Here is a 14,753-nt window from a genome sequence, read left to right as displayed (position 1 = left end):
GATATCGAGGACGCGCGGCGGCGAGCCGCGGCAGGTGGTCCGTCCGTTTCGCATGCTGGGCGAGCTTCGCCAGGGCGGTTTCCTTCGGCTCACGGTTCATCTCTATGGAATCACTGCGCATCTACAACACGCTCGCGCGTGACAAGCAAGTTTTCGTGCCGCGCCAGTCAGGCGAAGTGCGGATGTACGTATGCGGGATCACCGTCTACGACTATTGTCACGTGGGCCACGCGCGCATGCTGGTCGTGTTCGACCTCGTCCAGCGCTGGCTGCGTGCGATCGGCTACCGGGTCACGTACGTGCGCAACATCACCGACATCGACGACAAGATCATCCGCCGCGCGGTCGAGAACGGCGAGACGATCAAGTCGCTGACCGACCGGTTCATCGGCGCGATGCACGAGGATGAGGCGGCGCTCGGCATCCAGCGTCCGGACATCGAGCCGCGCGCGACGCAGTTCATTCCGCAGATGCTCGGGATGATCGAGCAGCTCGAGACGAACGGCTACGCGTACCAGGCGAGCGACGGCGACGTCAATTATTCGGTGCGCAAGTTCGCGAACTACGGAAAGCTGTCGGGCAAGTCGCTCGACGACCTGCGCGCGGGCGAACGCGTCGCCGCGAACGATGCCAAGGAAGATCCGCTCGATTTCGTGCTGTGGAAGCGCGCGAAGGCGGACGATCCGGAAGGCGCATCGTGGTCGTCGAAGTACGGAATGGGCCGGCCGGGCTGGCACATCGAGTGCTCGGCGATGGGCTGCACGCTGCTCGGCGAGCATTTCGACATCCACGGCGGCGGGCAGGATCTGCAATTCCCGCACCACGAGAACGAGATCGCGCAGAGCGAGGGCGCGACCGGCCAGACGTTCGTCAATTACTGGATGCACAACGGTTTCGTGCAGGTCGACAACGAGAAGATGTCGAAATCGCTCGGCAACTTCTTCACGATCCGCGAAGTGCTCGAGCGGTACGACGCCGAGGTCATGCGCTTCTTCATCGTGCGCACGCACTACCGGTCGCCGCTCAACTACAGCGACGTGCATCTCGACGACGCGCGCGCGTCGCTCACGCGCCTGTACACGGCGCTGAAGGACGTCGAGCCCGACACGCTCGCGCTCGACTGGAACGAGCCGCACGCGCAGCGTTTCGCGGCCGCGATGAACGACGACATCAACACGCCGGTCGCGGTGGCGACGCTGTTCGAACTGGCGGGTGAAGTCAATCGCACGCGCGATGCATCGCTCGCGCGGCAACTGAAACAACTGGCGGGCCTCCTGGGCCTGCTCGGCCGCGAACCGCGCGCGTTCCTGCAGCAGGGCACCGGTGCCGCGCAGGCGGGCGGGCTCGCAGCCGACGAAATCGAAGCGAAGATCGCCGCGCGTGTCGCGGCGAAGCAAGCGAAGGACTATGCCGAAGCGGACCGGATTCGGGCGGAACTGCTCGACGCCGGCATCGCACTTGAAGACAAACCGGGCGGATCGACCGAATGGCGTCGCGTATGAGCGCGGTGCGTTCCACTGACCGATCCGTCAGGTAGGAGGCAGGATGGCAACGGCCAGAAAAGCGCCGGTCAGGCGTGCGACTCCGCTCGCCGCGCGTCCGGCAGCCAAGCGCGCGCCAGCGGCGAAGGCGGACGCGACGCGCGCCGTGCCGAACGGCGCGCTCAACGGTCATGCAAAGCCCGCGCGTGCGAAGGGCGTGGACGCGGCGCAGCCGGAGGTCGCGATGGCGGCCGCCGATGCGGCCCGCAAGGTGCGGGCAGCCGATGCGGCAGTCGACGGCGCCGATGGCGTCGTGCGTCCCGCGTACTGGGATAAAGCGTGCGCCGATCTCGTCAAGCGCGACCGCATCCTGAAGAAGCTGATCCCGAAGTTCGGCCCCGCGCATCTCGTGAAGCGCGGCGACCCGTTCGTCACGCTCGCGCGTTCGGTCGTCGGCCAGCAGATCTCGGTGCCGTCCGCTCAGGCGCTGTGGGCGCGCATCGGGGATGCGTGTCCGAAACTCGCGCCGCAGCCGGTCATCCGGCTCGGCGCGGACAAGCTGATCGCGTGCGGGCTGTCGAAGCGCAAGACGGAATATATTCTCGATCTCGCGCAACACTTCGTGTCCGGCGCGCTGCACGTCGACAAATGGACGTCGATGGACGACGAGGACGTGATCGCGGAACTCACGCAGATCCGCGGCATCAGCCGCTGGACGGCCGAGATGTTCCTGATCTTCAACCTGTCGCGGCCGGACGTGCTGCCGCTCGACGATCCGGGCCTGATCCGCGCGATCAGCGTCAATTACTTCAGCGGGGAGCCCGTTACGCGCAGCGAGGCGCGTGAAGTGGCCGCCAACTGGGAGCCGTGGCGTACCGTCGCGACCTGGTACATGTGGCGCAGCCTCGACGCACCGGACGCCGACGCCGATTGACGGCTATCGGGTTTTAAACATCAATAGTTGAGAGCCGGTTTTGCACGTCGCCCGCGCGGGTAGAATACGCGCTGCCGCAAGACCCAAGGATTCGAACACATGAAGACCACGTTTCTGGATTTCGAACAGCCGATCGCCGAACTCGAGGCCAAGATCGAAGAGCTGCGATTCGTGCAGGACGACTCGGCTGTCGATATTTCGGAAGAAATCGAGCGGCTGTCGAAGAAAAGCCAGCAACTGACGAAGGACCTCTACGCGAACCTGTCGCCGTGGCAGGTCTCGCAGATCGCGCGGCATCCGCAGCGTCCGTACACGCTCGATTACGTTGCGGAACTGTTTACCGATTTTCACGAGCTGCATGGCGACCGCGCGTTCGCGGACGATCTCTCGATCGTCGGCGGCCTCGCGCGCTTCGGCGGCCATCCGTGCATGGTGATCGGCCACCAGAAGGGCCGCGACACGAAGGAGCGCGCCGCGCGCAACTTCGGGATGCCGCGCCCGGAAGGCTATCGCAAGGCCGAACGGCTGATGCGTCTCGCCGAGAAATTCGGGCTGCCGATCTTCACGTTCGTCGACACGCCGGGCGCGTACCCGGGCATCGGCGCGGAAGAGCGCGGCCAGTCGGAGGCGATCGGCCGCAACCTGTACGTGATGGCCGAACTGAAGACGCCGATCATCACGACCGTGATCGGCGAGGGCGGTTCGGGCGGCGCGCTCGCGATCGCGGTGGCCGACACCGTGATGATGCTGCAGTTCTCGACCTACTCGGTGATCTCGCCGGAAGGCTGCGCGTCGATCCTGTGGAAGAGCGCCGCGAAGGCGCCCGAGGCCGCGGAAGCGCTGGGCCTGACCGCGCATCGCCTGAAGGCGCTTGGCCTGATCGACAAGATCATCAACGAGCCGCTCGGCGGCGCGCACCGCGATCCGAAGGGCATGGCCGCGCTGCTGCGCCGTGCGCTCGCCGATTCGCTGCGCCAGTTCCAGGGCATGAGCATCGATGCGCTGCGCGAGCGCCGCTTCGAGCGCCTGATGGCCTACGGCAAGTTCAAGGAAACCACGCCCGGCGCATGACCGGCGTGTTCGCATCGCGCGCCGTCCGGCGCGCGTCTCGCTCGTGATCCCCCCGACCGAATTCTCCGCCGACCGCGTCGTCCTCGACGCGGTCGGCGTTGCGCTTGCCGATCTGCCGGCCGATGCGCGCATCGCGATCGCGTACAGCGGCGGCCTCGACTCGACGGTGCTGCTCGACGCGGCCGTGCGCGTGGCGGGCGCCGCGCGTTGCGTCGCGCTGCACGTACACCACGGCCTGAGCGCGAACGCCGACGCATGGGTCGCGCATGCGCAGGCGACGGCCGGGCAACTCGGCGTCGCGTTCGAGTCCGAGCGTGTCGATGTGCCGCGCGACAGCGGCCTCGGCATCGAGGCGAGCGCGCGCGAGCGCCGTTATGCGGCGCTCGACGCGATGTGCGAGCGCCACGGCGTGGCCGCGCTCTGGGTCGCGCAGCATGCGGACGACCAGGCGGAGACCGTGCTGCTCCAGCTGTTGCGCGGCGCGGGGATCGCGGGCCTGGCCGCGATGGCACCGCGTTATCGGCCTGACGGCGCAAGCGTCGAGCGCGTGCGCCCGCTGTTGCGATTGTTGCGCGCGCAACTGGAGCGCTATGCGGCGCAGCGCGCGCTGACGTGGATCGACGACGAATCGAACGGCGACACGCGCTACGCGCGCAATGCGCTGCGCATCGACGTGCTGCCGGCGCTCGCCGTGCATTTCCCGGGTTTTCGCGATGCGCTGGGCCGCGCGGCCCAGCATGCGGCCGCCGCGCAGCGGCTGCTCGACGATCTCGCCGAACTGGATTTCGCCGGCGCAGCGCGCGACGACGGCCGCGCGCTGTCGCGCGATGCGCTGGTCGCGTTCGACGATACGCGCGGCGCGAACCTGCTGCGTTTCTGGATGCGCCGGCTCGGGCTGCCCGGTGCGTCGGCGGGGCGCCTGGCGAACATGATGCGGCAGCTGCGCGCCGCGCACGACGCGCATGCGCTGCGGGTCGATCACGCGGGGCAGTGCCTGCGGCTCTATCGCGACACCGTGTACTGGGAGGCGGGCGACAGCGCCGAGCCGGCCGACGACGGCACCGGAACGCCGCATCCCGAATCCTCGCTCGCGTGGGACGGCCAGGAAGTCTGGCGTGTGCCGGCATGGCGCGGCACGTTCGTGTTCGCGCCGGCCGAGGCCGGCAGCGACGGCGCCGTACCGGAGGCGCTGCTGCGCGGCGCGACGCTCGCCGCGCGCGCCCGCGCGGGCGGCGAGCGGCTGCGTACGTCGCCCGGCGGCCCGGGCCGCACGCTGAAGAACCTGTTCCAGGAGCGCGGCGTGCCGGCCTGGCAGCGCGACGTGCCGCTGTTGTTTGCGGGAGACCGGCTCGTCTACGTGCCGCGGCTCGGCGTGAATCACGGCGACGGGCTGGCCGGCGACGGCGGATGGCGCCGGATCGAGTGGCGTCCCGACCTGCTGATCGCATAGCGGCGGCCTGCTTCCGGCCGAGCGATCGCGCGCCGGTTTTCACCATTTGGTAAACAGCGCCGGAACGCTTGCCGAACCGGCGAGCGGCTTGTCAAGCGGGCCTCTATCGGGTACGCTCGGACGTTTGCTCGGCTCGATTTTTGAGCGATTTGTGCAGGTTTTCCGCGTGACGTACCCGGTTTGCGCGGCCTGATCGGCCTTCCGGGCAAAATCCGTCACGCTTGCGTGTTGCGTCCCAGCCGTTCCCCTCGTCGTCCGTCCACAGCCACAAGCCGCGTGACCGAACGGCAACGCGGCCTGCCCAGCGCGCCCGTGCGGCTTCTCCTCCAGTTCAGAACGACAATGGCACTCATCGTACACAAATACGGCGGCACTTCGATGGGCTCGGTCGAGCGCATCAAGAACGTCGCGAAACGCGTCGCAAAATGGCATCAGGCCGGGCACCAGCTGGTGGTCGTGCCGTCCGCGATGTCCGGCGAAACCAACCGTCTGCTCGGTCTCGCGAAAGAGATTTCGAGCCAGCCGAGCCCGCGTGAGCTCGACATGATCGCGTCGACCGGCGAGCAGGTCAGCGTCGGCCTGCTGTCGATCGCGCTGCAGGAAATCGGCGTCGAGGCCGTGAGCTATGCCGGCTGGCAAGTGCCGATCAAGACGGACAGCGCGTTCACGAAGGCGCGCATCCACTCGATCGACGACGAGCGCGTGAAGGCCGATCTGAACGCCGGCAAGGTCGTGATCATCACGGGCTTCCAGGGCGTCGATCCGGACGGCCACATCACGACGCTGGGCCGCGGCGGCTCGGACACGTCGGCGGTGGCGGTCGCGGCCGCGCTGGATGCCGAAGAGTGCCTGATCTATACGGACGTCGACGGCGTCTACACGACCGACCCGCGCGTGGTCGAAGAGGCGCGACGCCTCGATCGCGTGACGTTCGAGGAAATGCTGGAAATGGCCAGCTTGGGCTCGAAGGTCCTGCAGATCCGCTCGGTCGAATTCGCCGGCAAATACCAGGTGAAGACGCGCGTGCTGTCGAGCCTGACCGATCCGCTGATTGCGCTCGACGAAGAAATGCGCTCGGGCACCCTGATTACTTTTGAAGAAGACGAGACCATGGAAAAGGCAGTCATTTCCGGCATCGCGTTCCAGCGCGACGAAGCACGCATTGCGGTGATGGGCGTGCCCGACAAGCCGGGCATCGCGTATCAGATCCTCGGCCCGGTCGCCGACGCGAACGTCGACGTCGACATGATCATCCAGAACCAGAGCGTCGAAGGGAAGACGGACTTCACGTTCACGGTCGGCCGCGGCGACTACCAGAAGGCCATGGACATCCTCACCAACCAGGTGCAGGGCCATGTGAGCGCCGAGCGCGTGCAGGGCGACCCGAAGGTGTCGAAGGTGTCGGTCGTCGGCGTGGGCATGCGTTCGCACGTGGGCGTCGCGAGCAAGATGTTCCGCACGCTGTCGGAAGAAGGCATCAACATCCAGATGATCTCGACGTCCGAAATCAAGATTTCGGTGCTGATCGACGAGAAATACATGGAGCTGGCCGTCCGCGCGCTGCACAAGGCATTCGAACTCGACCAGCCCGCGTGAATTTTTTCGTGATGCATTGAAGAAAATGCATCACGGAAATTGACGCACGGTTCGAAACCCTATATTATCTCGTTCTCGTCGCACTGCCTCCCTGGTGCGAGCGAAAGTTTGGGAGACGTGGCCGAGAGGTCGAAGGCACTCCCCTGCTAAGGGAGCATCTGGGCCAAAACCTGGATCGAGGGTTCGAATCCCTCCGTCTCCGCCAAAAGCGGTGACAAAGCCCCGCAAGTTCTCGGACTTGCGGGGCTTTTTCTTTTCCAGCGTCGTTTCCGCGCGCGCCGCTCGGCGCCACGCTTCGTCCGGACAGCCAATCAATGCTCGACTCGAGCGGCGCTCATGCGCTAAATAGGCGTATCGCCTCGCGCGGCTCAATCGGGAGTTCCGGCACGCATGCATTCCGTACTGACCATCCTTTCGCACCGTCCCGTCGACGGGCTCGTCGACAATCACGAACGTTACGCGCGAGCCCACGGCTACAGGCACGCGATCGTCGACGGCACGCACGTGTACGGCGAGCGCCAGCAGGTGCTGCACAAGTACCACGCGATCATCGCGCAGCTCGTCGCGATGGAGCAGGGCGCGTTGCTGCTCGTGCTCGATCCGTTCTCGGTCGTGTTCGGCCAGCATGCGTTGCCGGCCGTCGCGGACGGTTATGACGCGATCGTCACGACGCAGACCTCGAAGTCGTCGTTGCCCGCCGCGAGCGGCATGATCTTTCGCAACGTGCCCGACGTGCGCGAGTGCTTGCGCAAGCTGGTGGTCGAGCTCGGCAAGTGGGCGATGCGCCTGCCCGAGCGGCAACACGCATGCGAGGCGACGCTGCTTGCCGAGCACTTCCCGCCGCTGCCGTTCGATCAGCCGCTCGCGACCGGCCATTTCGCGTCGGCCCAGACGGTATGGCGCGACGGGCTAGCGATCGACGCGGTCGTCGGCGCGCATCCGCTCGTGGCGCACCAGGCGCCCGAATGGCAGCAGATCGATGGCGTATGGGCGCCGACGCCCGACTACGACTTTCGCTACGTGCTCGCGCTCGTCGACGACGCGGCGCGTGTCCAGCGGGGCGAGCAGCCGAGCGCGATGGACGACTGGCGCACCGCGCAGCAACGGCCGCGCGAGCCGGTGCGGCACCTGAACCCGCACGCAAGCATTGCGTTCGTGAGCCTGCACACGTCGCACATCGCCGGTTACGGCGATCTTCACGAAGAGAACTTCGTTCGCTACTGCACGCGACACGGCTATGCGTACCACGCGTATCGCGAATCGCCCGCGTTCCTGCCGGCCGGCGTCGATGCGAACTGGGCGAAGCTGCACCTGATTCGCGAACATCTGCCGGATCACGCGTTCGTGTTCTGGGTCGACGCCGACATCCTCGCGATCGACCAGCGCCAGACGGTCGACGGCGTGATCGACGGCCGCGATTTCGTGATCGGCACCGATCATACTGCCTGGGCGATCAACTCGTGCATGATCGGCGTGCGCAACGTCGCGCCGATGCGCGAACTGGTCGAACGCATCTGCGCGCGCATCGAGCGCATCGGCGATCGGTCGTCGGTCTATGCGAGCGGCGGCGACCAGCAGGCGATCTATGTCGAACTGCTGGAGGCGGGCATGATCGACGCGCGCTACATCGTCGATGCGATGTCGCTCGCGTCATCGCCGGTCTATGCGACGCGCGACAGCCGCTTCGTCCATTTCCCCGCGCAACACAACCACTATCGCGCGGTGACGATGCGCGTATGGGACAGGCTGAGCCATCAACGCTGACGGAATGCGCCGCGATTTCCGGTATTCCGGATCGCGGCGATCGGCGGCTGCTGAAATAAAAATGAAAGTATCCGTGTAAGGATCGAATCGTCTCATTCATCCGTCCCCGCATTCCACGCTTGCGCCCCGAAGAATCGGTCTTCCGGCCAAAAATGCGGCATCGCACCGATTCGTGCGATCGGCGCCGCATCACAATACGAAAAATTACGCATAAAAATCAGCGATCTATCCGGGCGTCGTGAAAAGCTCCTCTGCTGCGATGCAAAAAATAATCATTCGCCTTATGCTGGTTAACCCGATTGCGCTTGAGCGGCGTCAAGTTTTGCCCTGATTCCGCTTTACATTTTGCCAACATTGGCGGTCCGCGAAATCTATCTGTCGATTTGATTTCGTTTCCTTCGTCACGCCTGTTTCCGATGCAGCGCGCGACCCTCTCAAGGCCTGTTGACATGCATGATTTCCCCTTTCTGAGCCTGGCGATCTGGGTTCCGATCCTGTTCGGCGCGTGCCTGCTGCGCGCCGGTTCCGACCGTCATCCGCATCGCACGAGGCTGATCGCGCTGGTCGGCGCACTCGCGGGGCTGGCCGCCGTCGTGCCGCTCGTCACCGGTTTCGATTCGCACTCGGCCGCGATGCAGTTCGCCGAAACCCGCAACTGGCTGGCGGCCTTCAACGCCGGCTGGCGTGTCGGGATCGACGGCGCGTCGCTGTGGCTCGTGGTGCTGACCGCCTTCACGACGCTCGTCGTCGTGATCGCGTCGTGGGAAGCGGTGACGGTGCGGGTCGCGCAGTACTACGCGTCGTTCCTGATCCTGTCGGGGCTGATGGTCGGCGTGTTCGTCGCGCAGGACGGGCTGCTGTTCTTCATCTTCTTCGAGGCGACGCTGATTCCGCTGTACCTGCTGATCGGCACGTGGGGCAGGGAGCATCGCGTCTACGCGGCCGTGAAGTTCTTCTTCATCTCGTTCGCGGGTTCGCTGCTGCTGCTGATGGCGATGCTGTACCTGTACGCGAAGTCGCATACGTTCGACATGAACGCATGGCGCACGCTGCAGCTCGGCTTCGCGCCGCAGCTGCTGGTGTTCCTCGGCTTCTTCGCCGCGTTCGCGGTCAAGGTGCCGATGTGGCCGGTTCATACGTGGCTGCGCGACGTCTACACGGACGGCCCGACGGGTGCCGCGCTGATGCTCGCGATGCTCAAGCTCGGCGGCTACGGCTTCCTGCGCTTCGCGCTGCCGATCACGCCGGACGCGAGCCACTTCTTCGCGCCGGCCGTGATCGCGCTGTCGCTGTTCGCGATCGTCTACGCGAGCCTGATCGCGCTCGCCCAGACCGATCTCGGCAAGCTGCTCGCGTATTCGACGGTCGCGCACATGGGGATCGTCACGCTCGGGCTGTTCCTGTTCAACCAGATCGGCGTCGAAGGCGCGATCGTGCAGCTCGTGTCGTACGGCTTCGTCGCGGGCGCGATGCTGCTGTGCGTGAGCGTGCTGGTCGATCGCACGAAGCAGCGCGAGATCGCCGCGTACGGCGGCGTGGCGGGCGTGATGCCGCGCTTCGCGACGTTCGCGCTGCTGTTCGCGATGGCCAACGTCGGCCTGCCGGGCACGTCGGGCTTCGTCGGCGAGTTCATGGTCATCATGGGCGCGATCCGCGTCAACTTCTGGATCGGCGCGATCGCGGCGCTCACGCTGATCCTCAGCGCGTCGTACACGCTGTGGATGGTCAAGCGCGTCGTGTTCGGCAAGATCGCGGGTCCGCGCATCGCGAAGCTCGCCGACCTGAGCTGCCGCGAGATCGTGATGTTCGCGTCGCTCGCGCTGATCGTGCTGATGGTGGGCGTAGATCCGAAGCCGTTCACCGACGCGATCGATCCGACCGTCGCACGGCTGATCGAGGAAGCGAGCCGTTCGAAGCTGCCGGCCGGGGACGGCGGCGCACCGGCGCAGGCGTACATGGCCGCGGTGCACGGCTGAGCGCGTGACGCCGCGCACGATGTCCGCATCGCGTGCCGATGCGGGCATCGTTGCGCGCGCATTCATCGGGGCAGGGCGGACACGAGCCCGCGGTTTCCGTCGATTTCGGCCGGCTCAAGGCCCGCGAGACCGAAGGCCCGCGGCCGTCTCCCGGCTGCGTGAAATTGCCCCGCGACAATCTGTCTCACTGCGGATTCTGCAATGATGATTTGTCGCACCCACCGGTTTTTCACCGCGCCCGCGCGACGTATGATTCGGCCACTTTCGTGGATCGAATGCGCATCGGGCAAACGCAACGGATTCAATGACCCTCGGGCTGTGTGATGAAAAGAAGAGCTTCAAAAGGCTGGACGGCGCTGATATCGATCGGCGCGGCGCTGAGCCTGTCAGGCTGTAATTTAGATGTACTAAATCCGAAAGGAAGCGTCGGGGCCGCCGAAAAGGCGCTGATCGCGACCTCGACATGGGCGATGCTGATCGTCGTCGTGCCGGTGATCCTGCTCACGCTGTGGTTCGCGTGGCGTTACCGCGCATCGAACCGCAACGCCGCCTATGCGCCGAACTGGTCGCACTCGACCGCGATCGAGGTCGTGATCTGGACGGTGCCGACGCTGATCATCCTGTTCCTCGGCGTGCTCACGTGGAAAACCACGCACGAGCTCGATCCGTACAAGCCGCTCGAGTCGTCGGTGAAGCCGATCGACGTCGAGGTCGTCGCGCTCGACTGGAAGTGGCTGTTCATCTATCCGGAACTCGGCATCGCGTCGGTGAACCAGCTCGCGATTCCGGTCGGCACGCCGGTGAATTTCCGCATCACGTCGGATTCGGTGATGAACTCGTTCTTCATTCCGCAGCTCGGCGGCCAGGTCTACGCGATGGCCGGCATGCAGACGCGCCTGCACCTGATCGCCGACGAAGCCGGCGACTACGCGGGCACGTCCGCCAACTTCAGCGGCCGCGGCTTCTCCGACATGAAGTTCCGCACGCTCGCCGAGCCGCGCGAGCAGTTCGACGCGTGGGTGCAGAAGGTCAAGGCGTCGCCCGACCGGCTCGACGCGACCGTGTACGGCACCGTCGCGCAGCCGAGCGAGAAGGCGCCCGTGCGCTACTTCTCGTCGGTCGATCCGCGGCTCTTCCACAACATCATCGCGAAATACAACGATGGCCACGTCCTCGATCTGAAGGACGCCGCCTGCGGCACGAAGGGGTAACGCATGTTCGGCAAACTCACACTGGCGGCGATCCCGTTCGATCAGCCCATCATCATGGTGGCAGGCGCCTTCATGGGGCTGGTCGTGCTGGGCATTCTCGCCGCACTGACGATCACCGGCCGCTGGAAGTGGCTGTGGACGGAATGGCTGACGACGGTCGACCACAAGAAACTCGGCGTGATGTACATCATCGTCGCGCTGATCATGCTGCTGCGCGGCTTCGCCGACGCGATCATGATGCGCATGCAGCTTGCGCTCGCGTACAACGCGCCCGGCTACCTGCCGCCGCACCACTATGACCAGATCTTCACGGCACACGGCGTGATCATGATCTTCTTCATGGCGATGGTGTTCATGGTCGGCCTGATGAACCTCGTCGTGCCGCTGCAGATCGGCGCGCGCGACGTCGCGTTCCCGTTCATCAACTCGCTGTCGTTCTGGATGACGGCCGTCAGCGCGATCCTGATCAACATCTCGCTCGTGATCGGCGAGTTCGCGCAGACCGGCTGGCTCGCGTATCCGCCGCTGTCGGAGCTGCAGTTCAGCCCGGGCGTAGGGGTCGACTATTACCTGTGGGCGCTGCAGATCTCGGGTGTCGGCACGCTGCTGACCGGCGTGAACTTCTTCGTGACGATCATCAAGATGCGCGCGCCCGGCATGACGCTGATGAAGATGCCGGTGTTCACGTGGACTGCTCTCTGCACGAACGTGCTGATCATGGCGTCGTTCCCGATCCTGACCGCGACGCTCGCGCTGCTCGGCCTCGACCGCTACCTCGGCATGCACTTCTTCACGAACGAAGCCGGCGGCAACGCGATGCTGTACCTGAACCTGATCTGGGCGTGGGGTCATCCGGAGGTGTACATCCTGATCCTGCCGGCGTTCGGCATCTTCTCGGAAGTCATCGCGACGTTCTCGAAGAAGCCGCTGTTCGGCTACAAGACGATGGTGTATGCGACCTGCGCGATCATGGTGCTGTCGTTCCTCGTGTGGCTGCATCACTTCTTCACGATGGGCTCCGGTGCGAACGTGAATGCGTTCTTCGGCATCATGACGATGATCATCGCGATCCCGACCGGCGTGAAGGTGTTCAACTGGCTGTTTACGATGTACCGCGGCCGGATCGAATTCACGACGCCGGTGCTGTGGACGATCGGCTTCATGGTCACGTTCACGCTCGGCGGCATGACCGGCGTGATGATGGCGATCCCGGGTGCGGATTTCGTGCTGCACAACAGCCTGTTCCTGATCGCGCACTTCCACAACGTGATCATCGGCGGCGTGCTGTTCGGCTATCTCGCGGGCTTCAACTACTGGTTCCCGAAGGCGTTCGGCTTCAAGCTGAACGAGAAGCTCGGCAAGGCCGCGTTCTGGTTCTGGCAGGTCGGCTTCTACGTCGCGTTCGTGCCGCTCTACGTGCTGGGCTTCATGGGCATGACGCGCCGCCTGAACCACTACGACAATCCGGCGTGGCATCCGTGGCTGCTGGTCGCCGCGTTCGGCGCCGTGCTGATCGCGATCGGCATCGCATGCCAGCTGCTGCAGCTGGTGGTCAGCATCCGCAACCGCAACCTGCCGGCATATCGCGACACCACGGGCGACCCGTGGGGCGGCCGCACGCTGGAATGGGCAACCTCGTCGCCGCCGGCCGAGTACAACTTCGCGGTGATCCCGCAGGTGCGCACGCTCGACGCGTACGCCGACATGAAGGCACGCGGCGACGGCCGGCCGAACCCGACGGCGATCCGCGACATCCACATGCCGTCGAATACGTGCGCGGGTCTCGTGGTCGCGGTCTTTAGCCTGGTATTGGGCTTCGCGCTGGTGTGGCACATCTGGTGGATGGCGATCGGCGGCCTGGTCGGCATCGTCGCGACGCTCGTGGTCTACAGCTCGCGTGACAACGACGGCTACTACATCCCGGCGTCGAAGGTGCGCAGGATCGAAGAGAAGCAACCGGCGGTGCGCGTGGCCACGCGTGTCGACGACGTGGAACTGGAGGCCAACTGATGTTGCAGAAAACCCTGAGCGCAACCCTGCTCGAGCACGACGACCATCCGCCGTCGCACTCGGTGTTCGGCTTCTGGCTGTACCTGATGACCGACTGCGTGATCTTCGCGGCGCTGTTCGCGACGTTCGCGGTGCTCGGCAACCAGTACGCGGGCGGTCCGACCGCGAAGGACCTGTTCGACATTCCGGGCGTCGCGGTGGAAACCGCCGCGCTGCTGCTGTCGAGCATCACCTACGGCTTCGCGATGCTGGCCGCCTACAAGCAGCGGCGCGGCGCGCTGCTCGCGTGGCTCGCTGTGACGTTCGTGCTCGGCGCGGCGTTCCTCGCGATGGAGCTGCGCGAGTTCTCGCACCTGATCGCGGAAGGCGCGGGCCCGCAGCGCAGCGCGTTCCTGTCGGCGTTCTTCACGCTGGTCGGCACGCACGGGCTGCACGTGACGGCCGGCCTCGTGTGGATGATCGTGCTCGCCGGGCAGATCGTGCTGCGCGGCGGCGACCTGACCGATCGCGACCTGCGGCGCCTGACGTGCCTGAGCCTCTTCTGGCACTTCCTCGACATCGTGTGGATCTGCGTGTTTTCCTTTGTCTATCTCGCGAGCGTGATCTAAATGGCCCATTCTCATTCGTCGCAACTCGAGGAAGGGCACGGCAGCGTCGGCGGCTATGTCGCCGGTTTCATCCTGTCGGTGCTGCTCACGGCCGCGTCGTTCGGCCTCGTGATGGGCGGCGTGCTGTCGCCGCACGCATCGCTGATCGCGCTCGCCGTGCTCGCATTCGTGCAGATCGTCGTGCACCTCGTGTACTTCCTGCACATGAACGGTTCGTCCGGCCAGCGCTGGAACGTGATGGCGTTCAGCTACACCGTGCTGACGGCGGCGATCCTGATCGTCGGCACGCTGTGGGTGATGCACAACGTCAGCATGAACATGATGTCGCGCTGAGCCCGTGAGCGGCTGAGCGGCATCGCGGCGCAGCGGACGATCTCCATGCGCATTCATGCATCAAAGGCGGCACGCGAGTGCCGCCTTTGTCATTGTGGTCGCGCGGTGTGCGTGGCGTCGCTCGACGCCGGACGCGGGCCAGGATGAAAGATGTTTCAGGAAGCGGCGGAACGGACGTCGCGGCAGCGCGTCAATTGTTACAAGACGTTAGCGGACGCTTCCACGTGCGATGCAGCGCATCAGTTCTTACAAACTTGAAATATGCGGAGACTGTGCGTGCCGTTATAGTCGAATCACACATGAAACAACTCGAAGAGGA

The 14,753-nt window shown here is 65.3% G+C and carries 11 protein-coding genes and 1 tRNA gene; all 12 read left to right on the top strand.

Annotated elements, in window-relative coordinates:
- Nucleotides 1-104: 104 nt before the first annotated feature.
- Nucleotides 105-1,502 carry a cysteine--tRNA ligase gene (gene cysS / locus NQV17_RS09480; protein WP_257771691.1) on the top strand — a complete coding sequence of 466 codons (1,398 nt, stop codon included), beginning with the start codon at nt 105-107 and terminating at the stop codon, nt 1,500-1,502.
- A gap of 43 nt (nt 1,503-1,545) precedes the next feature.
- A complete protein-coding gene (locus tag NQV17_RS09475) occupies nt 1,546-2,415 on the top strand; it encodes a DNA-3-methyladenine glycosylase (RefSeq protein ID WP_257771689.1) in 870 nt (289 codons plus the stop codon).
- Between the two features lie 99 nt (nt 2,416-2,514).
- On the top strand, nt 2,515-3,486 hold the full coding sequence (locus NQV17_RS09470) for an acetyl-CoA carboxylase carboxyltransferase subunit alpha (protein WP_006478433.1): 972 nt from the start codon (nt 2,515-2,517) through the stop codon (nt 3,484-3,486).
- 43 nt (nt 3,487-3,529) lie between these two features.
- Nucleotides 3,530-4,936: a tRNA lysidine(34) synthetase TilS gene (tilS, locus tag NQV17_RS09465; RefSeq protein WP_257771686.1), complete on the top strand. Its 1,407-nt coding sequence runs from the start codon at nt 3,530-3,532 to the stop codon at nt 4,934-4,936.
- Between the two features lie 342 nt (nt 4,937-5,278).
- On the top strand, nt 5,279-6,532 hold the full coding sequence (locus NQV17_RS09460) for an aspartate kinase (RefSeq protein WP_257771683.1): 1,254 nt from the start codon (nt 5,279-5,281) through the stop codon (nt 6,530-6,532).
- Nucleotides 6,533-6,643: 111 nt separating this feature from the next.
- Nucleotides 6,644-6,737: transfer RNA gene (locus NQV17_RS09455), tRNA-Ser, on the top strand.
- A 185-nt stretch (nt 6,738-6,922) separates the two neighbouring features.
- Entirely contained in the window at nt 6,923-8,296 is a 1,374-nt protein-coding gene (locus NQV17_RS09450) for a hypothetical protein (RefSeq protein WP_257771681.1), read from the top strand.
- 449 nt (nt 8,297-8,745) lie between these two features.
- Nucleotides 8,746-10,272 carry an NADH-quinone oxidoreductase subunit M gene (locus NQV17_RS09445; protein WP_257771679.1) on the top strand — a complete coding sequence of 509 codons (1,527 nt, stop codon included), beginning with the start codon at nt 8,746-8,748 and terminating at the stop codon, nt 10,270-10,272.
- 323 nt (nt 10,273-10,595) lie between these two features.
- Complete coding sequence (cyoA, locus tag NQV17_RS09440; RefSeq protein WP_044847970.1) at nt 10,596-11,483, top strand: ubiquinol oxidase subunit II; 888 nt, start codon at nt 10,596-10,598, stop codon at nt 11,481-11,483.
- A gap of 3 nt (nt 11,484-11,486) precedes the next feature.
- Nucleotides 11,487-13,493, top strand: coding sequence for a cytochrome o ubiquinol oxidase subunit I (gene cyoB, locus NQV17_RS09435; protein ID WP_257771676.1), 2,007 nt, complete (start codon nt 11,487-11,489; stop codon nt 13,491-13,493).
- The gene (cyoC, locus tag NQV17_RS09430) at nt 13,493-14,101 is read left to right on the top strand and encodes a cytochrome o ubiquinol oxidase subunit III (protein ID WP_044847968.1); all 609 of its coding nucleotides are present in this window, start codon (nt 13,493-13,495) and stop codon (nt 14,099-14,101) included. The genes cyoB and cyoC overlap by 1 nt, the downstream gene beginning before the upstream one ends.
- Nucleotides 14,102-14,434 (top strand): cytochrome o ubiquinol oxidase subunit IV, encoded by a 333-nt coding sequence (gene cyoD, locus NQV17_RS09425; protein ID WP_011352504.1) that lies wholly within the window; start codon nt 14,102-14,104, stop codon nt 14,432-14,434.
- Nucleotides 14,435-14,753 lie beyond the last annotated feature (319 nt).

The sequence above is a fragment of the Burkholderia sp. SCN-KJ genome (assembly GCF_024656005.1).
In the GTDB taxonomy this organism is placed as follows: domain Bacteria; phylum Pseudomonadota; class Gammaproteobacteria; order Burkholderiales; family Burkholderiaceae; genus Burkholderia.
This window is presented reverse-complemented; position numbering and strand designations above follow the sequence as displayed.